Origin of the sequence: Wolbachia endosymbiont (group A) of Ischnus inquisitorius (assembly GCF_964026985.1) — a bacterium.
In the GTDB taxonomy this organism is placed as follows: domain Bacteria; phylum Pseudomonadota; class Alphaproteobacteria; order Rickettsiales; family Anaplasmataceae; genus Wolbachia; species Wolbachia pipientis.
This window is the reverse complement of record NZ_OZ034715.1, coordinates 759,532-782,219: the sequence shown is the minus strand read 5'-3', so window position 1 is coordinate 782,219 and position 22,688 is coordinate 759,532. Positions and strand designations below refer to the sequence as shown.

Genomic DNA, 22,688 nt, shown 5'->3' with positions numbered 1-22,688 from the left:
ATGTCATGAAAGTAGCTGACATTGGGATCCAGAAGACTTAATTTCAACCAAATAATAAAGGCTAGATCCCAGTGTCACGCACTGGGATGACAAAAAAAGGAGCACTGGAATGACACCATCTTGGATGGAAATAACGTCACGCGCTGGAATGACAAAGAAGAGTGGGCTTTCATATGGTTATGCAAGAGGTTTACTGAATGCAACCTAACTTCTCACACACACATTTTACCACATGATCAGCGTTGATATTAAAATGCTCATAAAGTGTTTTATAAGGTGCTGATTCTCCGAAGCTTTTCATGCCAATAAATATACCGTTTGAACCTATGTATTTATGCCAACCCATTTCACTTCCGGCTTCAATTGCAACTTTAATGCTGTCATTATTTAATATTGCCGCTTTATATTCATCGCTTTGCTCGTCAAAAAGCCTCCAGCATGGCATAGAAACAATCCTTGTACCTATACCCTTTTCCTGCAATTTCTCCCTTGCTTCAACTGCAATTTCAACCTCGGACCCCGTAGCAAATATCGTCACTTTTAATTCTTTTGAACATTCACACAAAATATATGCACCAAACTTCGATAAATTAGCAGATTGATCGATATCAGAGTAGAACTTGCGCATGTAACTTACGTTTTGCCTTGAGAGCGCAAACAGTGCTGGAGATTCTTTCTTTTCGAGTGCAATGCTAACACACTCCAGAGTTTCAACTGCATCGGCTGGCCTAAAAACATATAGATTTGGTATAGCACGCAAAGAGGCTAAATGCTCTATTGGCTGATGAGTCGGGCCATCTTCTCCCACTCCAATTGAGTCGTGAGTCATGACATACATAACCTGCTGTTTCATCAGAGCTGAAAGACGTATAGCAGGACGACAATAGTCGGAAAATACCAAAAAAGTGCCGCCATAAGGAAGAATCGCGCCGTGAAGTGCCATACCATTCATACATGCTGCCATAGCGTGCTCTCTCACTCCATAGTGGACATAAGAGCCACTATAATTATTGCTATTTATTACCTGCATGTGCTCATATTTAGTGCAATTTGACCCGGTAAGATCAGCAGAACCGCCGATTAATTCCGGCATAGACTCAGTTAAAAGTTCCATTACTCTGCCGAAAGAAGATCGAGTAGCTTCGTTTGGCATTAGCTCACATATTTGTTTCTTCAGGTCAGCTAAAACACCAGCGATATTATCTGGTAGATGTTTATCTAACCGTCTTTGAAGTTCTGCATGATACCCTGTCATCCCAGCATTCTCTTCTGTCATCCCAGTACTCTCTCTTGTCATCCCAGTGCTTGACACTGGGATCCATTCTTTTTCTTCTTTCCTGGTCACGCGCTGGAATGACATCGTGTAGTTTTGTTTTGCTCTCTCAACAGTTTTCTTCCAGGCATTTTTCACATCTTCTGGTACATGGAATGGTTCATAATTCCAGTTTAATTTCTCTCTCATCTGTTTTATGTCTTCCTCCGAAAAAGCACCACTGTGAGCAGAGGATGTGCCAGCACGGCTTGAAAATTTTCCGATAATAGTTTTGCAGCAGATCATTGTAGGTTTATCAGACTTTTTTGCTTGCTCTATTGCAAGGGATATGGCATCAAAATCATGGCCATCAATTTTGTCAACATTCCATCCATACGCTAAGAAGCGTTTCTCTACATCGTCAGAACAGGAAAGGCAAGTAGCGCCATCTATAGAAATATCATTATCATCAAAAAGAGCTATAAGCTTATTCAATTTAAGATTCCCAGCAAGTGATGCTGCTTCATGGCTTATTCCTTCCATAAGACAGCCATCCCCTAGCATCACATAAGTGTAGTGATTGATTCTAAACTGCTTTTCAAGTATCGATTCAGCAAGTGCCATGCCAACAGCAGCGGCAAACCCCTGACCGAGCGGGCCTGTTGTTGCCTCTACCCCGGAAGTCAAGCCGAACTCTGGATGACCTGGGGTCTTGGATCCCATTTGTCTGAAGTTTTTTAGCTCATCTACGCTAATATAACCTGTCAAATATAATATTGAGTATAGTAACATTGACCCATGACCGTTTGATAAAACAAAGCGATCTCTATTGAACCATTTAGAATCATCAGGATTATGATTCAGATATTTAGCAAACAAAACAGTTGCAACATCTGCCATGCCAAGTGGCATACCTGGGTGTCCAGAGTTTGCTTTTTGTACTGCATCAATTGATAAAAAACGGATGGCGTTTGCCATAGATTTTAAATGTGAATGATTCATGTGTTAATAGAAAAACTTAAAAATGAAGTATAAAAGATTATATCAGCAAAAACAAGTTGACACTGAGTGCTAAAATCCTTAATAATCTAAAGTTAAATCGTGAGAGTTTTTATATGACAACTGTTATCACTAGAAAGTATAGGATTAGCCGTAGACTTGGTGTAAATTTATGGGGTAGAGCTAAAGACCCAGTAAACAAAAGGAAATACCCTCCAGGTCAACATGGTATTCTTGGATTCAAGAAGTTATCCGACTTTGGTAAGCAGTTTGCTGCGCATAAGAAATTTAAGTTTTACTATGCGATTTCAAGTAAGCAGCTCAGACGCACATTTTTAGATGCTTATAACAGAAAGGGTTATACGGCTGATAATTTTATCGGTATCTTAGAATCGAGATTAAGTTCTGTTTTATACCACTCTGGTCTTGTTCCAACAATTTACTCAGCAAAGCAGCTCATATCTCACAAGCACGTTACAGTTAATGATAAGGTGGTTAACATATCGAGTTATCGAGTGAAGCCAGGTGATATAATAAAAATAAGAGAAAGGGCAGCAAAAATCCCTGTAGTAGTAGAGGCTGAACAAAAACAAGAGCGCAAGGCTCCGGATTATTTAGAAGCAGATAGTAAAGAGCATTCAGTGAAGTATTTGAGGTCACCTCAATATTCTGAGGTTCCTTATTCAGCAGACATGGAAGTCAATTTAGTAGTAGAGTTTTACTCTAGATAGATAAAAAAAGCCCGTGTGGCGGAATCGGTAGACGCAGCGGACTTAAAATCCGTGGGTTTTGCGACCTTGGGAGTTCAAGTCTCCCCATGGGCACCAATTTAACTTAGCAGATAAATACAAAAAAGTATGAAATGGCTTGATATAGAAGATATTGTGGAAGCTCTGGAGGAAAAATTTCCAAATGAGAATATAATTAGTATCAGATTCACTGAGCTTAAAAAAAAGGTCTTGAGTTTAGAGGAATTTGATGATGATGAAAAACGCTGTAACGAAAAAATACTCGAAGCTATTCAAGCAGCTTGGATTGAGGAAAGATTAACCGCATAGCAATAAACCATACGCAAACGGTGTGCCGTAGAGACACAAAGAATGTTCAAGTAAGAGCAAACTAAGTGCGAAAGCTACGCAATAGATGAGGGTGGGCCCCTCGGAGCCGGTTTACAAGAACAGGCTTCAAACAACCATGAGCTGCTTTGGTAAAGAGCCAAGGTAGTGAGCGTTATGGAAAAGGCGCAATTATGCGTCATGTATGAAATAGAGAGATGAACGTAAGTGAACCACTGATGAAGTGTCGAAACCGGTTGTATGACGTCAAAACCAGGGGGTCGTTTGTAACCTGGGATAAGGCTATCGGGAGCTTGTTTACTGGATAGCTGGCGTCCGGCATAAAGGTGGCATGAATCTATTTTAGGCTATTGTGTGGAACTACGGGAACCTGTCGTTTCGATGATAAGGGAGAAATCCAAGGGGCTAAACTCCAAGGATGAGAGTACCGATGCGAAAAACAGGGACGGATCAGCTCGTAGTAGTGAAGAAGTTTCTGTAATGGAAATGGAGCGAAGGGGCTGAGTTATTTAGTTTTAATTGTTTATCAACCGAAAGGGAGGAGTTAATGAATAAAACAAAGTCTTTTGATATACCAAAGCAACTTATTTGGAGAGCTTATAAACAAGTATTGAAAAATAAAGGTGCTGCTGGTGTGGATGAGGTTTCGATAACAAAGTTTGAAGAGAATCTAAAAGATAATCTATACAAACTATGGAATAGGATGTCATCCGGAAGTTATTTTCCAGATCCGGTAAAAGCTGTTGCGATACCAAAAGATACAGGAGGGCAAAGAATTTTATGTGTTCCTTCAGTATTCGACAGGATAGGGCAAACGGCTGCTGCTATGTATCTAGAGCCGCTGGTAGAACCAAAATTTCATGAGGATTCATATGGTTATAGACCAAATAAGTCTGCACTGGATGCGGTAGATACAGCTCGTAAAAGATGCTGGAGGTACGATTGGACGATAGATCTTGATATATCTGGATTTTTCGACAATTTGGACCACGGCTTGGCATTGCAAGCTATCAAAAAGCACACAGACTGCAAATGGGTCATACTGTATGTTGAAAGCCCAGAACAGATAAAATCTGTAAAACCAAAAAGAAACTCCCTCTTTACTTTATGTTCTTTGGGTATAGTGTTATGAAGAAGCGCTTCTGCAGCTATAACCGAAACAATCAATGGTGCTATAAATGCCCGTTTGAAAGCATGGTTTTGGGGGAAATGGTAAAACCATTGATGGAGTTCTTTTTGGGCTACCTCGTTTAGAAGATTGTATAACCTAACCGTCCCAAGCTGAAGTGCTTCTTATCATAATAATATAGGAGGGATTTTATATGGCAGAAGCAAAAAGTAAATTAAAAACAATAAACCTTGATGCAGCAGGGATTGATATTGGCTCGACTGTACATTATGTATGTGTACCTGAAGGAAGAGATGAACAACGTATCCAAAAATTTGGGTGCTTTACAGTAGATCTACACAACTTAGCAAAGTGGTTAAAAAAGTGTCAGGTTAGAACTGTAGCCATGGAGTCAACTGGAGTATATTGGATTCCCTTATTTCAAATATTAGAATCACATAAATTTGAAGTAAAATTAGTAAATGCGCGACATGTCAAAAATGTGCCTGGTAGAAAGTCTGATGTTCAAGATTGTCAATGGCTGCAACAATTGCACAGCTATGGACTGCTTCAAGGATCATTTAGACCGGATAATCAAATGTGTGTACTGCGTAGTTACGTTAGACAACGTGCTAATCTAATTGAAAATGCAGCTAAACATACTCAACGTATGCAAAAAGCGCTAATTCAAATGAATATTCAATTACACAAGGTTATTAGTCATATTACTGGGATAACTGGTATGAAAATCATTGAAGCTATAATTGAAGGCGAAAGAGATCCTGAGAAATTGGCTAAATTCAGGGATGCACGAATAAAAAATGATCAGTCTACTATAGCAAAAGCGTTAGCTGGTGATTATAGAGAGGAACACTTGTTTGTGCTAAAACAAGAATATGCAGCATATACTTTTTTTCAAGAGCAAATAACGGGATGTGATAAAAGTATAGAAAATTACTATAAAACATTTGAAACAAAGTCGAATGAGAACAGGGCATTGAATAAGACACGAAAGAGAAAACAGAAGAATAGTCCAGATTTTGCCGTAGATGAAGATTTATATCGAATAACGGGGATGGATTTTACTAGAGTTCCAGGACTTGATGTATTAAGTATACAGGCTGTCATTTCAGAAACAGGTATAAATCACAATAAATGGAGGACAGAAAAGCATTTTTCTTCCTGGCTCGGATTAAGTCCTGCTAATAAAATTACAGGAGGGAAAATTATTGGAACAAGAACTCGTAAAGTTGTTAATCGTGCTGCAACTGCCTTGCGACTTGCTGCTCATTGTGTATCAAGAAGCAACACTGCACTTGGTGCATACTGCAGGAGGTTAAAGAAGCGACTAGGGATACCAAAAGCGATCACTGCTACAGCAAGGAAATTAGCATGTATTTTTTATAATATGCTAAAATATGGACAAGAATATGTAGAAAAAGGAATGAACTATTATGAAACACTCTACAAAGAGAGAGTAGTCAAAAATTTGACTAAAAAAGCAAAGGAATTTGGTTATATACTAATGAAAGAGGAGCCGATAGATGAAGAAGGTTCTTAGGAGTTTCTTAGAAGATTGTTTTACACATTTAGGACAGCAAGCTTTGTATGAGTCAAAGAATAAGTCATACCTGGTGCAGATATTAAAACAGCAACCAGACAAACTCTATGGTATTGGTGAAGGACAATTTGTAGGGGAGATGTTGATTTTGGAGGTGAGTGTCTTTGATGTATTGCAACCAATGGGGAGATATCTTTATTATTGGTAACCGTAGATACAAAGTACACTCACCGCCACTCAGAGATAACTCTGGAATGATCTGGAAAATTCAAGCGTCAGGGGTGTAGATGCGTATTATAGCTCTTTCCACAGAAGTCCGGATATGATAAGATTAAGGATAGATGGCGATAAGGAGGTTGGATGCCGGCAGCATATAGTTATGATTTAAGAAAAAAAGCAATGGAAGCACTAGACGAAGGGGAAAGCAGAGAAGCAGTGGCAGCAAGATTTAAAATTGGACGAACTACTTTGTGGGAGTGGCAGCAAAGAAAAAAAGAAACAGGCGACTTTCAGTCAAAAAAACTCGGTAATGGAGGTTACAATCAGAAAATTATCGACTGGAATAAGTTTATCGAATTTGCTAAAAAACACGGTAGAAAAACTCTGTCGGAAATGGCTAAACTTTGGGGCAACGTTAGTATCCAAACGATCCACCGAGCTCTCAGAAAAATTGGATTTACGCGCAAAAAAAGACATATGGATACAAGGAAAGGAACGAAGAAAAACGTGCTGAATTCTTAAAAATTATAGCAACAAAAGAACCAGAAAACTTAGTGTATATAGATGAGTCTGGGATTGATAACACGGAGGACTATCCATATGGGTATTGCCAGAAAGGACAGCGATTTTATGCCCTAAAATCTGGAAAAAAAACTCAACGAATCAGCATGGTTGCAGCCTTAAGTAGAAGAAAGATAGTTGCTCCATTAACATTTGAAGGCCACTGTAATATGGATATTTTTAATGGATGGTTTGAGCAATTTTTGGCACCGATCTTAGAACCTGGACAAACTGTCATTCTTGATAATGCTACTTTTCATAAGTCTGATAAGCTTATCAAGCTCGCTAAAGGAGTCGGTGCAGAAATTTTGTATCTGCCGCCTTATTCTCCAGATTTTAACAAAATTGAGCATCATTGGTTTGCTATAAAAAACAGAGCCAGGAAAAACATTCCTCTATTCGAATCCTTTCGTCGTGCTGTTGATTCTGCCTTCCTATGACCTATTCGGACTATTATGAGAAATGCTATATTGTACGACAAGGAAAAGCATCATTTTGAAGTTGACGTAGTAGATAAAATAACATTGCAAGTTGGGAAATCAAGTATAGAAATAACAAAGGAAGGAATAAAACTTAAGGCACAAAGAATAAATCTAAATTAGGAAAAGGAATGAATAAATCAGTTATATGCCTAGGAGATCACTGCGGGGAAGCGTTGCCGCATTTTTGTATAAGTGGAAGCAGAGATATATTTGTAAACGGAAGACCAGTTTGTCGGCAAGGAGATAGTTTTACAGAAGGTAAGGTAATGGAACAAGGGTCAAAAACAGTGTTTGCAAATGGTCATGGTATAGGAAGAGTTGGGGATTCAGTATCTTGTGGGTTTAAAGTAATAAGTGGAAGTGAAAACGTGTTTGCAGGCTAAAAATGAAAGGGATGAGCAATAAAACTGGAAAAGAGCTTGAAGGAATAGAACATTTAAAGCAATCAATAGTTAATATTTTAACCACGCCGATATGCAGCAGAATAATGAGGAGGGAGTATGGCTCAAGGTTATTTGAGTTAATTGATCGGCCAATAAATAGAGATTTTACGTTAGAAATTTATGCGGCAACAGCAGAAGCGCTACAAAAGTGGGAAACAAGGTTCAAACTCGAAAAGGTAAAAATCACAGAAGTAAAAGAAGGGAAAGTAACGCTTGATTTAGAAGGATTGTACTTGCCAAATGGAAAAAATATTCATTTTGAAGAAATTGTAGTATAAAGATGGAGCAGCCAAATATTATCGAACCACTGAACTTTGAAGAGATTTTTTCTCGGATGAAAGAGGAATTAGTAAGTCGTGATGAAAGTTTTACGGCATTAGTAGAAAGTGACCCAGCAATAAAGATTTTAGAGGTAGCAGCCTGGAGAGAGCTTTTGCTGAGACAAAGAATAAATGAAGCGGTAAAAAGTAATTTACTTAAGTTTGCAGGAGGAGAAGACTTAGATCGTTTAGCTGAGTTTTATAGTGTAGAAAGGGAAAAAGGGGAAGATGACGAACGATTTAGAAAAAGAATCAAGGCAAGAATAGTTGGCTCAAGCACTGGAGGAAGTAAAGAGCATTATAGGTTTCAAGCACTCTCAGCAGATAGAAGAGTAAAGGACGCGCTGGTTGAATCAAAAGTGCCAGGGAGTGTAGAGATTTCGATTTTATCCACGGAGTTATCCACAAATGGCATAGCGTCTGAAGAACTACTTGATATTGTAAGAAAGCGAGTCACCAGGGATGATATAAGGGTATTGACAGATACGATAACAGTAGTTGGTTGCAATATTATTGAAATAAATATCCACAGCAGAATTAGCATTAAAAGACCAGATATTGTTGAAACAGTGAAGAAGAGATTTATAGAAAAATTTGAAACAACGAAAAGATTGGGATGGAGTGTAACAAGGGCGTGGATTATAGCAAATCTATTTATAGAAGGAGTGGAAAACGTGGAATTAATAGAGCCAAGAAAAGATGTTGTGGTACTGGGGAATGAGTGCGTTTGTTTAGGCAAGCTAGAAATCGAATTAATGGGCAAAAGCTAATGTTGCTTCCACCTAATAGCACAAAAGAAGAAAGAGCCATAGTAGAGGCTATCGATTACAAAGTTGATCCAAGCAGGATAAAAGGATTTAAGTTTAATTCTAAAGATGAAATACTACCGTGGATAATAGAAGAATATGGATTGGGGGAAATTCTGCGTTGGGCAAAAGAGAAAAGAAGAGCGATAAAAGAAGGGGTAGAATTTCAGCGTTTAAGAGGAACACCAGCGTCACTGAAAATAGCATTAAAATGGGCAAGTATAGATGATATTACAATTATTGAAGAGCCACCCGATAAACACTTTTTTGAGTTGCAGGTAGGGATAAGAGATGTACCGAATGACTTCTTCGTGGATGCAGTAGTAGAACTAGCAAAACTATCATTGCCAGCAAGATCGAGGCTAATGAGGCTTTTCAATGACCACTATAATATTGGAAGATTTATTTTAGATGAAAGCTTTTTTGGCAGCTTATTATCAGACTACTCTGGTACAAAGATCGAAAAAGATGGACCAGTGCTATCATTTGGGAGAGTAAATTTTTTCAGGTCTAGTGGTCCAGTTATTAGGATTATAGAAAACTATCTACGCGATCATTATGAACAAGTTTTTAGCAATGATATATATTGCCTAGATGTAGCAATCCTTGGAGAAACCGAGCCTCATACTAAGAACTATAACGGTATTTATGAAAGAAATCATGTGTGGTATAACTTCAAAGCGCTATATCCGCTACCACAGAGCTTATTACCGGCAATAAAGTTTGCTAAGGCACAAATAGTATTATCAGATAGTTGGAATTTAGGAGAAGTAAATGCTTGTTTTCCAGTAAGTAGTATAGAAGAGAGGGGAAAAAGGTTTTTACTAGGAAGTGATAAGCTATCTGAACAACTGTGGAATTTAAAATACAAGCCAATTTTAGAAAGATTTTTTGCCGTTCACCACTATCAAGTAAAGAATTTCTCTACCCCCAAAATAATAAGATTTAGCGTAGCAGAACACTACATTCATTTTGAAAACGAATTGGATTCAAAGCAAAAAAATGCAACATACGAGCTAGAAAACTACATTTTAGTATTTTACGGAGGCGTTTCAACTTGGCACGAACATCGGCATTTGAACAGGTCGTGGAAAGAAAGACAGCCCATATGCTTAATATACTAAACATGTATATTTATATCTTCATATACTATATTAGTATTTAGTTAAAAAAGGTGTACTACGCGAAAAAAGACTTGCCTTTTTATACTAAAACACGCATAACTTAAATAGTAGCAAGTAAACAAAAAAAATTGATCTTGCACTGAAGTGAGCCAAATTGGCGTATGTTTTTATAGTGGGGTAACTAAAATGTTCAATTTAAATAAAAGACTGGAAAAATTAAAGGAGAATTCATTTCGTGGAATAAATGAAAAAGATGAAAAAGGGGAAACAGTATTGCACCGTGCAGTGGAAATCTCCGATTGCAAAACAGTAAAGTTATTAATAACAAAAGGAGCGGACATCAATGCAAGAGATAAAAAGGGTTATACACCACTGCACTGCGCAGTATTTGCGAGAAGTTTAGAAAATGTAAAAGTGCTGATAAGGGGAGGAGGAGAAATAAATGCCACTAAATATATCAACGGATGTACGCCACTGCACTCTGCATGTAGGCTAGGGGCAGGAATTGCAATAATAAAAGAGCTAGTAAAAGCGGGAGCTGCAGTTAATCAACTGGATAAATATGGTGCAACACCAATGTATTATATATGGGAGAGTGAAAGGTATGGCCTATGGGATAATGGAGAGAATGAAAAGGCGAGGAAATTTCTGGGAAAGCAAGGAGGAATAACAAAAAGTAGAAAGCTGACGTGCTATGGAATAGAGAGGCTAGTGGGAGAAATAGCAGATATGTTGAATGGGAGCTATATGCCGGAGCTAAAAATAATAGAGATAGAAGAAATAAGGAAGAGAGATAAGGAGCTAATAAAGGAAGAATGTAAAAATTTAGCAAGCAAGATAATGAGCCGAGTGAACGAAATGATAGATGAAGTGGTGAGAAGTAATGCTTAAAGGAGGGACTTAATTAAAAAAAGTGAGGTAGGTTATGGTAAAGATTGGTAAAAAAGAGGCATTTAATAAGTCAGCAAAAGGATTATTAGAGAACTCATTTAAAAGTATTTATGAAAGAGACAAAAGGGGAAGAACGGTTTTACATTATGCAGTAGACGCAAAAACAGTGAGGTTATTAGTTGAAAAAGGAGCGAATGTGAATGCAGCAGATGCAAGAGGACATACAGCACTGCACCTAGCGGTAACGGAGAAACGCCTAGAAGCCGTGAGAGAATTGATAAAATCAGGAGGGAATGTAAATGCTGAGGAATATGGAAATAAATGCACGCCGCTGCACCTTGCATGTATGGTAGGTGAAAAAGAAATAGTGGAGGAGCTAGTGAAAGCAGGGGCTGAAATAGGGCAAGTAGATAAATTTGGAATGAAAGCGATGGATGATGCAAAAAATAGCAAAGAAATAGCCGGGGTATTGAAGAAAGAAACAGACAGAATTGAAAAGTTATTTATGAAAGGCTAAAAATATGGAGGAAGAAACAGAAAAGAAAGTAATGAATTTAGAGAAAAAAGCGTTGGAAGAGTTGAGGAGAATATGGAAGAAGGTATATGGGAAAGAAGCGCCTAGATATTCAAAGAAATATCTGATACCAAGATTAGCTTATAGAATGCAGGAGGAAGAATATGGAGAGATGTCAAGAAAAGGTGCCAAAAGACTAGAATACCTAGCAGATCGTCTAGAGAAGGGAAAAAGAATAAGTAGCGATAAATTACCAGTAGAAGGGACAGAATTAATACTAGAGAGAGGGGAAGAGACGCATGCGGTAATGGTAACAGATAAGGGTTTAATCTACAGAGAAGAGTTTTATACGTCATTGTCGGCAGTAGCAGGGAAAATAATGGGAATGAGCTATAATGGGCCTCTCCTATTAGGAATGAGAGACAAGGAGAAAAGATGCTAAAAGAAGTAAGGTGCGCAATTTATACAAGAAAATCAAATGAAGACGGGTTAGAACAAAAGTTTAACAGTCTTGATGCGCAGCGAGTAGCATGTGAAAAATATATAAAAAGCCGAGAAGGTTGGGTAGCACTGGCAAAAAAGTACGATGATGGAGGCTTTTCAGGGAGTAATTTAAATAGACCAGCGATAAAGGGATTATTTGAAGATGTAAAGGCAGGAGAAGTAGATTGTGTAGTAGTATATACGCTGGACAGGTTATCAAGGGAAACAAAAGACAGCATAGAAGTAACGTCATTTTTTAGAAGGCATAGAGTAAATTTTATAGCAGTAACACAAATATTTGACAATAATACGCCAATGGGAAAATTTGTGCAAACAGTGTTATCAGGAGCAGCACAACTAGAAAGAGAAATGATAGTAGAGAGAGTAAAAAATAAAATAACAACATCGAAAGAACAAGGGTTATGGATGGGAGGAACTTTGCCGCTAGGGTATGATGTAAAGGAGAAGGAATTAATAATAAATGAGAAAGAAGCAAAGACGGTGAAACATATATTTGAGAGGTATATGGAGCTGAAGTCAATGGCAGGATTAGCAAGAGAGTTAAATAGCCAAGGGTACCGAACGAAATCAGACATCTTTAAAAAAGCCACGGTAAGGAGAATAATAACAAATCCAATATATATGGGAAAAATCAGGCATTATGAGAAACAGTATGAGGGAAAGCATGAAGCAATAATAGAGGGAGAAAGATGGCAAAAAGCGCAGGAATTAATAAAGGATCAACCATATAGAAAAGCAAAATATGAAGAAGCGCTGCTTAGGGGAATAATAAAGTGCAAGAGCTGTAATGCAAATATGACGCTGACGTACGCAAAAAAAGAGAATAAAAGGTATCGATATTATGTGTGCAACAATCATTTAAGGGGAAAGGGTTGTGAATCAGTGAACCGAACAATATAGCATTTCTCATAATAGTCCGAATAGGTCATAGGAAGGCAGAATCAACAGCACGACGAAAGGATTCGAATAGAGGAATGTTTTTCCTGGCTCTGTTTTTTATAGCAAACCAATGATGCTCAATTTTGTTAAAATCTGGAGAATAAGGCGGCAGATACAAAATTTCTGCACCGACTCCTTTAGCGAGCTTGATAAGCTTATCAGACTTATGAAAAGTAGCATTATCAAGAATGACAGTTTGTCCAGGTTCTAAGATCGGTGCCAAAAATTGCTCAAACCATCCATTAAAAATATCCATATTACAGTGGCCTTCAAATGTTAATGGAGCAACTATCTTTCTTCTACTTAAGGCTGCAACCATGCTGATTCGTTGAGTTTTTTTTCCAGATTTTAGGGCATAAAATCGCTGTCCTTTCTGGCAATACCCATATGGATAGTCCTCCGTGTTATCAATCCCAGACTCATCTATATACACTAAGTTTTCTGGTTCTTTTGTTGCTATAATTTTTAAGAATTCAGCACGTTTTTCTTCGTTCCTTTCCTTGTATCCATATGTCTTTTTTTGCGCGTAAATCCAATTTTTCTGAGAGCTCGGTGGATCGTTTGGATACTAACGTTGCCCCAAAGTTTAGCCATTTCCGACAGAGTTTTTCTACCGTGTTTTTTAGCAAATTCGATAAACTTATTCCAGTCGATAATTTTCTGATTGTAACCTCCATTACCGAGTTTTTTTGACTGAAAGTCGCCTGTTTCTTTTTTTCTTTGCTGCCACTCCCACAAAGTAGTTCGTCCAATTTTAAATCTTGCTGCCACTGCTTCTCTGCTTTCCCCTTCGTCTAGTGCTTCCATTGCTTTTTTTCTTAAATCATAACTATATGCTGCCGGCATCCAACCTCCTTATCGCCATCTATCCTTAATCTTATCATATCCGGACTTCTGTGGAAAGAGCTATAGTTGCCGGAGAAGTGGAAAAAGAAGTGATGAAGAAGGCGGAGCAGCTATATGAAAAATGTGGAGAAAAAGTGGAAGAATGGAAAAATTTAAGTTTCAGAGAACAGAAAGAAGTTGTGAAAAAGTTAATAAAGGGAGTAATGGTAAAGGAAGATGGACTAGAGGTGAGTTCAGAGGATAAGGTAGAATTTATACCAATGTGGTTAAAAAAGAAAGGAAATAAATGCACAGTAGTAGAACCAGAAGGCAAAACAAACAATGCGCTACTGAAAGCTGTGGTGAGAGCTCATCTGTGGAAACGTCAACTGGAGGCAGGAAAATATAGAAGTGTGAAAGAGCTGAGTATCAAAATTAATGTAGGTACAAGACGTATGCAACAAATTTTAAGGTTAAATTATCTGGCTCCAAAGATTAAAGAAGACATAGTAAATGGAAGACAGCCAAGAAGTTTAAAGCTAGCTGATTTGAGGGAAATACCGATGCTGTGGAGTGAACAGTTGGAAAAGTTTTATGGATTAACGTTTATAAAAGCAACAAGAGGAGAAAAACTATGAAAACACCAAAGCTATTGAAAAGTATTGCTAAAAAATTCAAAAATAGCACTGCCGCAAAAGAACAAGAGCAAAAAGTTTCTAGCAATGCAGATTCAGCAGAGGCCAAGAAACCTTTGGAAGATGTTCTTAATGAGAAAACAGCTAGAGCAGCAGGTTGTAACAGGAAAAAGTGTGAAGGTTAAAGAGGAAGTGCATGAAGTATGTGACATAGAGCATAAATCTGTAATTGATACTGACACTAAATTATGCAATATAAATAGTGAAGATCTTCAACTTATATGTGAAAGCAACGAAGAAGCGCAAATAGAAACTACTGTGGAGCCAACTTCCGTTGATAGAGCTGACAGTCCATTGAACCATGTTTTGATGGTGATGCTGTAGAAAAAAAACCATCAACACAATAAAGACAGGTAATCGTAGCAGGTGTTGTTGGTGCAGCATTGCTAGTTAGCAGTATTGTGGCTTATATATTGAAAATGTACGCCATAGCGGTAGTTGGCGGGATAGTTGGATTAGCTTGTGTAAGTTTTGCGCTGTACAATATCATAAACCCCAACATCAAGCTCGAGAAAGTAAAAAGTGTGGAGTAGCATATTATCCAATCTTCTTTGAATCCAACATATACTCAAAAAACGTCAAGCAAATTCCAAATAAGCTAATTTCTTTGGAAGAATCTATAAGTTATTAAACTTTCTGCAATTCTTTTACCTCACTTATAGAAAGACCAGTAAACTTGACAATAGTGTCAACATCAACATTATTAGCCAGCATTGTTTTTGCTACTTCAATTTTTCCTTCAATTTTTCCTTCCTCTTTACCAATTTTTTTGCCTTTTTCAGTAGCATCATCGAGTCTTTGAGCGAGGACAGCCTGTTCATCAAGAATACGTTTTATTTCCTGTTCGTAGGCAATAAATTCTTTCTCTGACCAGTTAAATCTATTTAGCTCTTCATAGGCTTTTTTGATTATAAAATCACTCCCTATTATTTTTTCCAGCTCCTCTTCACTGGTTTCCTCTGCATACCTAAAGAAATAAGCCCACTTTTCTACTATATTCTCCAATTGATCTTCCTTCGTCTTTGGAAATTTTGGCAGCTCTATGAAGATAAATTGAAAATCTTTTAAGTCATGCTCATTGGTTTTTTCATCTCTTATGGTATGGCTAGATATATAGTCAAGCTTATCAGGGAATAAGGTACAATTTGAAATCGCGATAAAGAAAATCTTCTTTAAATCAACGTATTTACCAGATTTATCAGCTTGTCTTGAGTAAGCCTTAGCAGCATAAAGTTGTGCGCGTTTTTCAAAGCCTTTATCACGAGTGAGCTGGTCAGGTAAGGAAGCAGTATTACTACTACCCCCTCCCTTAGAAACGCAGCATGCAGGTTTCCCAACACTACGCTTGAGCCCCTTATCTAAGTTCTTCTTTTCTAGAACCGGCTTGTCCTTCATGATTCCTCAGGAAACATCATTCTTAATGGTGACACCAACAGTAGAGAACCTTCTCTTGAGAAAGAGCTTGCTAACATTCTTGTTCGTTTCACTCTCTCATCAAAATACTTTTTCCATTTTAAGTCAAGGGGATTTGCATCCGCTCTGATTTTAACATGTCGTCTGATAGGTATATCAATCAGCTTAAGCAGTCTTAAATACCGTATCTCTTTTGGTTTGTTCTTGCATAGGGGTGCAGCAAAAACCCATTGGCGTTGACCCATTACTTTGAAGTAACGATTCTTTATCCAACGTAATCCTTTACGAGGATGTCTTTTCTTTGCCCATTTCCATAAACTATGCCAAATTTCATTGTCGATCTTTCTAAACGCTTTTTTAGCACACACATGGTGATAGTAATTTCCCCATCCTCTCAGTAGAGAGCTGAGTGACTTAATTACTATAGCCTGAGTGTTCGCTATATTTGCTTTTATCAATGTACGTGCTTTATTAAGAAGTCTTCTAAGAAACTCCTAAGAACCTTCTTCATCTATCGGCTCCTCTTTCATTAGTATATAACCAAATTCCTTTGCTTTTTTAGTCAAATTTTTGACTACTCTCTCTTTGTAGAGTGTTTCATAATAGTTCATTCCTTTTTCTACATATTCTTGTCCATATTTTAGCATATTATAAAAAATACATGCTAATTTCCTTGCTGTAGCAGTGATCGCTTTTGGTATCCCTAGTCGCTTCTTTAACCTCCTGCAGTATGCACCAAGTGCAGTGTTGCTTCTTGATACACAATGAGCAGCAAGTCGCAAGGCAGTTGCAGCACGATTAACAACTTTACGAGTTCTTGTTCCAATAATTTTCCCTCCTGTAATTTTATTAGCAGGACTTAATCCGAGCCAGGAAGAAAAATGCTTTTCTGTCCTCCATTTATTGTGATTTATACCTGTTTCTGAAATGACAGCCTGTATACTTAATACATCAAGTCCTGGAACTCTAGTAAAATCCATCCCCGTTATTCGATATAAATCTTCATCTACGGCAAAATCTGGACTATTCTTCTGTTTTCTCTTTCGTGTCTTATTCAATGCCCTGTTCTCATTCGACTTTGTTTCAAATGTTTTATAGTAATTTTCTATACTTTTATCACATCCCGTTATTTGCTCTTGAAAAAAAGTATATGCTGCATATTCTTGTTTTAGCACAAACAAGTGTTCCTCTCTATAATCACCAGCTAACGCTTTTGCTATAGTAGACTGATCATTTTTTATTCGTGCATCCCTGAATTTAGCCAATTTCTCAGGATCTCTTTCGCCTTCAATTATAGCTTCAATGATTTTCATACCAGTTATCCCAGTAATATGACTAATAACCTTGTGTAATTGAATATTCATTTGAATTAGCGCTTTTTGCATACGTTGAGTATGTTTAGCTGCATTTTCAATTAGATTAGCACGTTGTCTAACGTAACTACGCAGTACACACATTTGATTATCCGGTCTAAATGATCCTTGAAGCAGTCCATAGCTGTGCAATTGTTGCAGCCATTGACAATCTTGAACATCAGACTTTCTACCAGGCACATTTTTGACATGTCGCGCATTTACTAATTTTACTTCAAATTTATGTGATTCTAATATTTGAAATAAGGGAATCCAATATACTCCAGTTGACTCCATGGCTACAGTTCTAACCTGACACTTTTTTAACCACTTTGCTAAGTTGTGTAGATCTACTGTAAAGCACCCAAATTTTTGGATACGTTGTTCATCTCTTCCTTCAGGTACACATACATAATGTACAGTCGAGCCAATATCAATCCCTGCTGCATCAAGGTTTATTGTTTTTAATTTACTTTTTGCTTCTGCCATATAAAATCCCTCCTATATTATTATGATAAGAAGCACTTCAGCTTGGGACGGTTAGGTTATACAATCTTCTAAACGAGGTAGCCCAAAAAGAACTCCATCAATGGTTTTACCATTTCCCCCAAAACCATGCTTTCAAACGGGCATTTATAGCACCATTGATTGTTTCGGTTATAGCTGCAGAAGCGCTTCTTCATAACACTATACCCAAAGAACATAAAGTAAAGAGGGAGTTTCTTTTTGGTTTTACAGATTTTATCTGTTCTGGGCTTTTAATACTTTCTTTCGAAGGTTTAATAATTAACTTCTTATTATATCTACGTACATTACAACCAAGAAAGTCAAACCCTGTTGTGATAGATGTAATCTTTGTCTTCTCTTCTGACAGAATTAAACCTCGCTCATGAAGAAAAGATGATACTAAAGGCTTAACTTCCTTTTCCAGTACTTCATGTGTGAAACCTGAAATAATAAAGTCGTCTGCGTATCTGATTACATTCACTCCACTTCTGATTTTGTTTCTTTTTCTACTGCCGAGTTTACCAAATCGACTTTCCAATAACTTTTCAAGTCCGTTTAAGGCTAAATTGGCTAGTATTGGAGAAATTATACCACCTTGCGGGGTACCTGCAGTTGTGGGATACAGAGTTTTTGATTCTAGGAAGCCAGCTTTTAACCAACTATGCAGAATTTTTTTCTCCATAGGAATATGCTTCATAAGCCATTCATGATTAATGTTGTCAAAGCATCCTTTGATATCACCTTCAAGTATCCATTGTAGTTGATTACGACTTGCCAGTAACAAATGACAAGCTACTGTAGCATCTGCACAGGATCTTTTAGGTCTAAAGCCATAGGAGTGACGATCACTGATCGTTTCAGCTATCGGTTCCAGAGCAAACAGATATAATGCTTGCATGGCTCTATCTTTTATCGTGGGTATTCCAAGAGGTCTTCTTTTGCCATTAGATTTACTGATATAAATCCGTTTTAGCGGAGAAGGTTTATATCCTCTTTGCTTTAACTGCTTTATTCCTTGAAATTTAGCATTGCAAGTTGACCATAGTTGACGATCTACACCCGCTGTGTTTTTTCCTTGGTTTTCAGTTACTCTCTTAACAGCCAAAGCTTTTCCGCTAAAAGAGCGTGTGAGAAGATGTTGTAAAGTTTTTACCTTACCCCATCTTCCTTCTTGGACAGCCTTAACAATACGTCTTTGTAGCCTCACAATAACTTTCTGGCATTTCTTCCATGGCAACTGCTTCCATGCTTCAAAGCTTTTGGTAGATGCACTTACAGGTTTACTTGTAATCATCTGCTTTCCTACCTTAAGTGGTTAACAAAGTTTCTTGTCACGAGGGACCAAACGGAAGTCTGCTCGTTTTCACGCGAATTAATGTTACAAATTCTATCCATTTCGTTACAAAATGGCATTCGCTTTCTCCATTCTCCTTTACCTGCACTTCCATCAGCATTCCTTGCGGTTTGCTTGCCATGTAGGCGAAAATACAGGCTTACCCTGTTTCTCCAGTCATACAATAGTGGGTTAGGTGGCTTCTCTATACCGGTGGAGTTATTATTTGCGTACATCTAGAAATGAAAAATGTAACTTATCCACATTACCTTTTGGTCAGAGCTTATCAGCATCTTTAGCTCTTTCATCGTATCGGTACTTATAAAGCTTCACTTACGTTCACCATACCACTAGCCTAGCCCTCCAACCACATGATGCTTGCAGTTTATGCCCCTCTCACGATTGAGCATCTTCTTTTTCAAGAGGAGGTTCATTGTCCGCATCGCTTGGCACCAACCGGTTGCCCGATTCGCACTGATGCGTAGACTCAGACGGCAAAACATCTGGTTTAATAAGTTTTAGAATCCTTTCAGTTTCTTTCTGAATGAATTCCTCTCCTTTTAAACAATATGACCGAAGACTTTCAGGTCGCACCATTTCAATCACATACCTAGCCCCACTAGAGTCCCTGCAAAGAACATCAACTATACTTTGCTTATCAGAGGCAATTTCAGGATCCATTATAGTACTGAGGAATTCCACTTCTTGTATAGTATTTATCTCGGTAAACCCTAAAATATCATTCAAAAAATGTATGAGAATATTCTTATTTTTTTCAGTGCCAAATATTTTTTTGAAGGTTAAATCCAGCTTAGGGTCGAGAAACTTAGATAAAGCCATAGCCAAAGTGCTTAAAAATATTAATAATTATATACTATTATTAACAATTATTCAACCATATTTTTGAAGATAGCTATGCCGCCGCGAACCGTCATACCGCCGCGGTATCTCTAGATCCCGCTAACAAGCAGCGGGATGACGAATTACTTAACCGTCATACCACCGCGAACCTTCATACCGCGATTCATTCGCGGTATCTCGGCATAGATTCCCCTAACAAGTAGCGGAATGACGATTGTGTATCGTGTTTTGCTAAAAATCACAGAATGCAGTCTGGTTACCTTAATTAGAAGTTTAGCTTTAACTTTAAATGGACTACTCAACCGTGACAGACTTAGCTAAATTTCTTGGACAATCTGCATCTAACCCTTTTTTTGCTGCAGTAAAGTAAGCAAGGAATTGCATAGCAACACTGTAGATGATTGGAGAGATAAAATTATCAGTGTCTGGAAGTTGCACCACATCTGCGCAAACTCCCCTTAGGAATGGCGCTCCTTGTTTATCACTGAAGGCAATTACTTTGCCTTTTCTTGCAATAATCTCTTGTATATTAGATAGCGTTTTAAAGAATAAATCATCATAAGGGATAATTGCTATAACAAGCACAGTAGAGTCTATTAAAGCAATAGAACCATGCTTCATTTCTCCCGCTGCAATACCAGTTGTATTGATATATGAAAGCTCTTTTATTTTCAATGCGCCTTCCATTGCAACTCCGTATGAACTTCCTCTGCCGATTAAAATAACGTTATTGTGTTCTAATATACTGCCCGATATATGTTGTATTTTCATCACATTCAAAAAGTGCTCAACATACTCGGGAATAGAGTTAATAGCGTTGCTTAGCTGTTTTATTCTCTCTCCACCCAGTACACCTTTTATTTTTCCAAGCTCCACGGCAAAGCATGCTAAAGTTGCAAGTTGCGCAGAAAAGGTTTTTGTTGAAGCAACACCAATTTCTGGCCCAGCAAGAGTATGTAACACAATATCTGAGATCTTTTCAATGCTGCTGCTAAATGTATTAGTTATACTAATGATTGTTTGCTTCTGTGATTTTGCATAACGCAGCGCTTCTATGGTATCTGCAGTTTCACCAGATTGAGAGATAAATAACCCAATGCTGCCTTCTTCCAGCTTGACGTTGCTATACCTAAATTCTGATGAGATTTCTAGATATACTCGAACTTGAGCGACATTTTCCAGCCAATACTTTGCTATTAGCCCAGCAAAATAAGATGACCCGCATCCAACTATAGTAATGTAACTCAGCTCAGAAAACAATTTTTTGTTAGCAAATATTACCTCTTTATATTGCTTGTAAAATTGATTTATTGTTTTGTTTAATGCACGCGGTTGCTCAAAAATCTCTTTTAACATGAAGCTAGGGTAACCATTTTTGCTAATTAGAAAATCACTTGGACTACTATTTTCTATACTGCGTTTAACTTGTGTACCATTGTTGTATATACTAACTCCACTAGATTTTATCACTGCAATGTCATCATCTTCCAAATGCGATATTCTTTCCACAAATGCACTTAAAGCATTAGAGTCAGATGCAGCAAACACTGTGTTACAGTTATAGCCTATTGCTAAAGGCAAATTTCTCTTCGCAACAAATAAGGCGTCTGGATATTCTGCAAATAATAAGACCAAGGCAAATGAGCCATGTAAGTTGTTTAAACACTTAAATAGAGAATCAATTGGCGACAATCCTTCATCAAGATATAAGGTTAGCATGTTTGGTATGATCTCTGTGTCAGTGTCAGTATGGAATGACATGCCCCTTTCTTCTAGACCCTTTTTTAGCAGATTGTAATTCTCAATTATGCCGTTATGAGCAACAACAACATTATTTGTACGAATGGGGTGAGCATTTTTAAGGCCTGGGACTCCATGTGTAGCCCAGCGAGTATGTGCTATACCAACTGTACTGTGAGACATCTTGCTGTCATCAACAACTTCACATAACCTTTCGACTTTACCTTCTGATTTTTTGACTTCTATCTTACCTTCGTTATTTATGATTGCTATACCTGAGGAATCATATCCCCTATATTCCAATTTTTGTAACCCAGTTAGTAAGGTTGGTATTACTGAATCACCGCTACTTACTACACCAAATATTCCGCACACAAATGGATCACCAAACAAACTTTTTTCTAAACATATTAAGCATTTTTGCCTTTATTACTGGTTGATTTATATTCTTTTTATCATTCTTTCGATTTTACCTTTTTAATTGGTTTAGCTGCTACTTTTTGAGTTTCTTTGCTTAAAACCTCAGATATAGCGGACTTTAGAACTTTTATCTCAACTTTTGGTGCTATTTCTATTATAAATTGTGCATTTGCCTCATCAACTTTATTAACTTCACCTATTATTCCACCAGAAGTAATGACTGTATCACCACGTTTTATTTGATCTATCATCTTTCTATGTTCTTTTAGTTTTTTTTGTTGCGGGCGAATAACGAGAAAATAAAATACCACAAATATTAAAATCAGTGGAATAAAACTAGCAAAAGATGCGCCGATACTTGATGTATTGCTAGTTGCATCTGCTGCAAAAACTTCAGAAATGAGCATATTTAATCCTAATTGTTAATGATAAAAACAAACCTATTTAAGTATTAATTACAATACCATGCCATGTCAAGTTTGGTGAAGGCGTTTCTCAATACCGGCAATAATACTGCGAATTCTAAGTTATGCTAAAACTAATATGGCGGGAGTGATGAGACTTGAACTCACGACCTCATGCGTGACAGGCATGCGCTCTAACCAACTGAGCTACACCCCCCTAATTTCTTTTTAGCATTTTCGGGCTTCAACTTTAAAGCTAATAAACATGTTGCCCTTTGTCAATATTTTTTGTTTGCGCTTTGCTGTCTTTTCTATTACTATGTAAATAATTTAATTTCA

22 protein-coding genes, 2 tRNA genes and 5 pseudogenes are annotated in these 22,688 nt (G+C 37.5%); 19 read left to right on the top strand and 10 right to left on the bottom strand.

Features of this window, described 5'->3' with window-relative positions; genetic code table 11:
- Positions 1-190: 190 nt before the first annotated feature.
- Positions 191-2,254 (bottom strand): transketolase, encoded by a 2,064-nt coding sequence (gene tkt, locus AAGD90_RS04020; protein WP_341821683.1) that lies wholly within the window; start codon positions 2,252-2,254, stop codon positions 191-193.
- A gap of 113 nt (positions 2,255-2,367) precedes the next feature.
- On the opposite strand from tkt, the gene rpsD reads away from it, so the two are divergent.
- The 16 genes and pseudogenes from rpsD to AAGD90_RS03940 form a co-directional block, all read left to right on the top strand.
- Positions 2,368-2,982 carry a 30S ribosomal protein S4 gene (gene rpsD, locus AAGD90_RS04015; protein ID WP_010962555.1) on the top strand — a complete coding sequence of 205 codons (615 nt, stop codon included), beginning with the start codon at positions 2,368-2,370 and terminating at the stop codon, positions 2,980-2,982.
- A 9-nt stretch (positions 2,983-2,991) separates the two neighbouring features.
- A tRNA-Leu gene (locus tag AAGD90_RS04010) sits at positions 2,992-3,078 on the top strand.
- Between the two features lie 30 nt (positions 3,079-3,108).
- A complete protein-coding gene (gene iscX / locus AAGD90_RS04005) occupies positions 3,109-3,309 on the top strand; it encodes a Fe-S cluster assembly protein IscX (RefSeq protein WP_007552114.1) in 201 nt (66 codons plus the stop codon).
- A 565-nt stretch (positions 3,310-3,874) separates the two neighbouring features.
- Complete coding sequence (locus tag AAGD90_RS04000) at positions 3,875-4,459, top strand: reverse transcriptase domain-containing protein (RefSeq protein ID WP_341821681.1); 585 nt, start codon at positions 3,875-3,877, stop codon at positions 4,457-4,459.
- Positions 4,460-4,649: 190 nt separating this feature from the next.
- The gene (locus AAGD90_RS03995) at positions 4,650-5,996 is read left to right on the top strand and encodes an IS110 family transposase (protein ID WP_341821667.1); all 1,347 of its coding nucleotides are present in this window, start codon (positions 4,650-4,652) and stop codon (positions 5,994-5,996) included.
- Positions 5,980-6,283, top strand: a pseudogene (locus AAGD90_RS03990) (hypothetical protein). The gene AAGD90_RS03995 and the pseudogene AAGD90_RS03990 overlap by 17 nt, the downstream one beginning before the upstream one ends.
- Positions 6,284-6,356: 73 nt before the next feature.
- A protein-coding gene (locus tag AAGD90_RS03985) for an IS630 family transposase (protein WP_156518142.1) occupies positions 6,357-7,216 on the top strand; the annotation gives its coding sequence in 2 pieces (ribosomal slippage) (positions 6,357-6,681 and positions 6,681-7,216; 861 coding nt in all).
- Between the two features lie 33 nt (positions 7,217-7,249).
- A pseudogene (locus AAGD90_RS03980) lies at positions 7,250-7,378 on the top strand (phage baseplate assembly protein V); the annotation flags it as partial.
- 8 nt (positions 7,379-7,386) lie between these two features.
- Positions 7,387-7,641, top strand: a complete 255-nt coding sequence (locus AAGD90_RS03975) for a PAAR domain-containing protein (protein WP_341821680.1) — start codon at positions 7,387-7,389, stop codon at positions 7,639-7,641.
- A gap of 2 nt (positions 7,642-7,643) precedes the next feature.
- On the top strand, positions 7,644-7,979 hold the full coding sequence (locus AAGD90_RS03970) for a GPW/gp25 family protein (protein ID WP_341821679.1): 336 nt from the start codon (positions 7,644-7,646) through the stop codon (positions 7,977-7,979).
- Positions 7,980-7,981: 2 nt separating this feature from the next.
- Positions 7,982-8,791: a baseplate J/gp47 family protein gene (locus AAGD90_RS03965; RefSeq protein WP_341821678.1), complete on the top strand. Its 810-nt coding sequence runs from the start codon at positions 7,982-7,984 to the stop codon at positions 8,789-8,791.
- On the top strand, positions 8,791-9,951 hold the full coding sequence (locus tag AAGD90_RS03960; protein ID WP_341821677.1) for a phage tail protein: 1,161 nt from the start codon (positions 8,791-8,793) through the stop codon (positions 9,949-9,951). Before AAGD90_RS03965 ends, AAGD90_RS03960 begins: the two co-directional genes overlap by 1 nt.
- A gap of 186 nt (positions 9,952-10,137) precedes the next feature.
- Positions 10,138-10,842 carry an ankyrin repeat domain-containing protein gene (locus AAGD90_RS03955; protein WP_341821675.1) on the top strand — a complete coding sequence of 235 codons (705 nt, stop codon included), beginning with the start codon at positions 10,138-10,140 and terminating at the stop codon, positions 10,840-10,842.
- 34 nt (positions 10,843-10,876) lie between these two features.
- Positions 10,877-11,359, top strand: a complete 483-nt coding sequence (locus tag AAGD90_RS03950; protein ID WP_341821674.1) for an ankyrin repeat domain-containing protein — start codon at positions 10,877-10,879, stop codon at positions 11,357-11,359.
- 4 nt (positions 11,360-11,363) lie between these two features.
- Positions 11,364-11,798 (top strand): DUF2924 domain-containing protein, encoded by a 435-nt coding sequence (locus AAGD90_RS03945; RefSeq protein WP_341821673.1) that lies wholly within the window; start codon positions 11,364-11,366, stop codon positions 11,796-11,798.
- Positions 11,792-12,757, top strand: a pseudogene (locus tag AAGD90_RS03940) (recombinase family protein); the annotation flags it as partial. The gene AAGD90_RS03945 and the pseudogene AAGD90_RS03940, both read left to right, overlap by 7 nt.
- Positions 12,758-12,785: 28 nt before the next feature.
- On the opposite strand, the gene AAGD90_RS03935 reads toward AAGD90_RS03940, so the two are convergent.
- Positions 12,786-13,645 (bottom strand): IS630 family transposase gene (locus tag AAGD90_RS03935; protein ID WP_156518142.1). Its coding sequence is split into 2 segments (ribosomal slippage): positions 12,786-13,321 and positions 13,321-13,645, totalling 861 coding nucleotides; the frame shifts between segments, so codons are not numbered across the junction.
- Positions 13,646-13,692: 47 nt separating this feature from the next.
- Between AAGD90_RS03935 and AAGD90_RS03930 the strand changes: the two are divergent.
- The 3 genes and pseudogenes from AAGD90_RS03930 to AAGD90_RS03920 form a co-directional block, all read left to right on the top strand.
- Positions 13,693-14,262 (top strand): annotated as a pseudogene (locus tag AAGD90_RS03930) (recombinase family protein); the annotation flags it as partial.
- Entirely contained in the window at positions 14,259-14,444 is a 186-nt protein-coding gene (locus tag AAGD90_RS03925) for a hypothetical protein (RefSeq protein ID WP_341821672.1), read from the top strand. The pseudogene AAGD90_RS03930 and the gene AAGD90_RS03925, both read left to right, overlap by 4 nt.
- Positions 14,392-14,643 (top strand): hypothetical protein, encoded by a 252-nt coding sequence (locus tag AAGD90_RS03920; RefSeq protein WP_341821671.1) that lies wholly within the window; start codon positions 14,392-14,394, stop codon positions 14,641-14,643. Before AAGD90_RS03925 ends, AAGD90_RS03920 begins: the two co-directional genes overlap by 53 nt.
- Positions 14,644-14,946: 303 nt before the next feature.
- Here the strand turns inward: AAGD90_RS03920 and AAGD90_RS03915 are convergent, their stop codons facing one another.
- From AAGD90_RS03915 to AAGD90_RS03880, 8 genes and pseudogenes are all read right to left on the bottom strand, one after another.
- Positions 14,947-15,714 carry an Rpn family recombination-promoting nuclease/putative transposase gene (locus AAGD90_RS03915; RefSeq protein WP_341821669.1) on the bottom strand — a complete coding sequence of 256 codons (768 nt, stop codon included), beginning with the start codon at positions 15,712-15,714 and terminating at the stop codon, positions 14,947-14,949.
- Positions 15,711-16,190: a group II intron maturase-specific domain-containing protein gene (locus AAGD90_RS03910; RefSeq protein ID WP_341821668.1), complete on the bottom strand. Its 480-nt coding sequence runs from the start codon at positions 16,188-16,190 to the stop codon at positions 15,711-15,713. The genes AAGD90_RS03915 and AAGD90_RS03910 overlap by 4 nt, the downstream gene beginning before the upstream one ends.
- A 36-nt stretch (positions 16,191-16,226) precedes the next feature.
- Positions 16,227-17,573, bottom strand: coding sequence for an IS110 family transposase (locus AAGD90_RS03905; RefSeq protein ID WP_341821667.1), 1,347 nt, complete (start codon positions 17,571-17,573; stop codon positions 16,227-16,229).
- 190 nt (positions 17,574-17,763) lie between these two features.
- Positions 17,764-18,885: a group II intron reverse transcriptase/maturase gene (ltrA, locus tag AAGD90_RS03900; RefSeq protein ID WP_341821665.1), complete on the bottom strand. Its 1,122-nt coding sequence runs from the start codon at positions 18,883-18,885 to the stop codon at positions 17,764-17,766.
- A 633-nt stretch (positions 18,886-19,518) separates the two neighbouring features.
- Positions 19,519-19,764: pseudogene (locus AAGD90_RS03895) on the bottom strand (PD-(D/E)XK nuclease family transposase); the annotation flags it as partial.
- Between the two features lie 315 nt (positions 19,765-20,079).
- Complete coding sequence (glmS, locus tag AAGD90_RS03890) at positions 20,080-21,900, bottom strand: glutamine--fructose-6-phosphate transaminase (isomerizing) (RefSeq protein ID WP_341822179.1); 1,821 nt, start codon at positions 21,898-21,900, stop codon at positions 20,080-20,082.
- Between the two features lie 80 nt (positions 21,901-21,980).
- Positions 21,981-22,352 (bottom strand): preprotein translocase subunit YajC, encoded by a 372-nt coding sequence (yajC, locus tag AAGD90_RS03885; RefSeq protein ID WP_341821664.1) that lies wholly within the window; start codon positions 22,350-22,352, stop codon positions 21,981-21,983.
- A gap of 137 nt (positions 22,353-22,489) precedes the next feature.
- Positions 22,490-22,566: transfer RNA gene (locus tag AAGD90_RS03880), tRNA-Asp, on the bottom strand.
- Positions 22,567-22,688 lie beyond the last annotated feature (122 nt).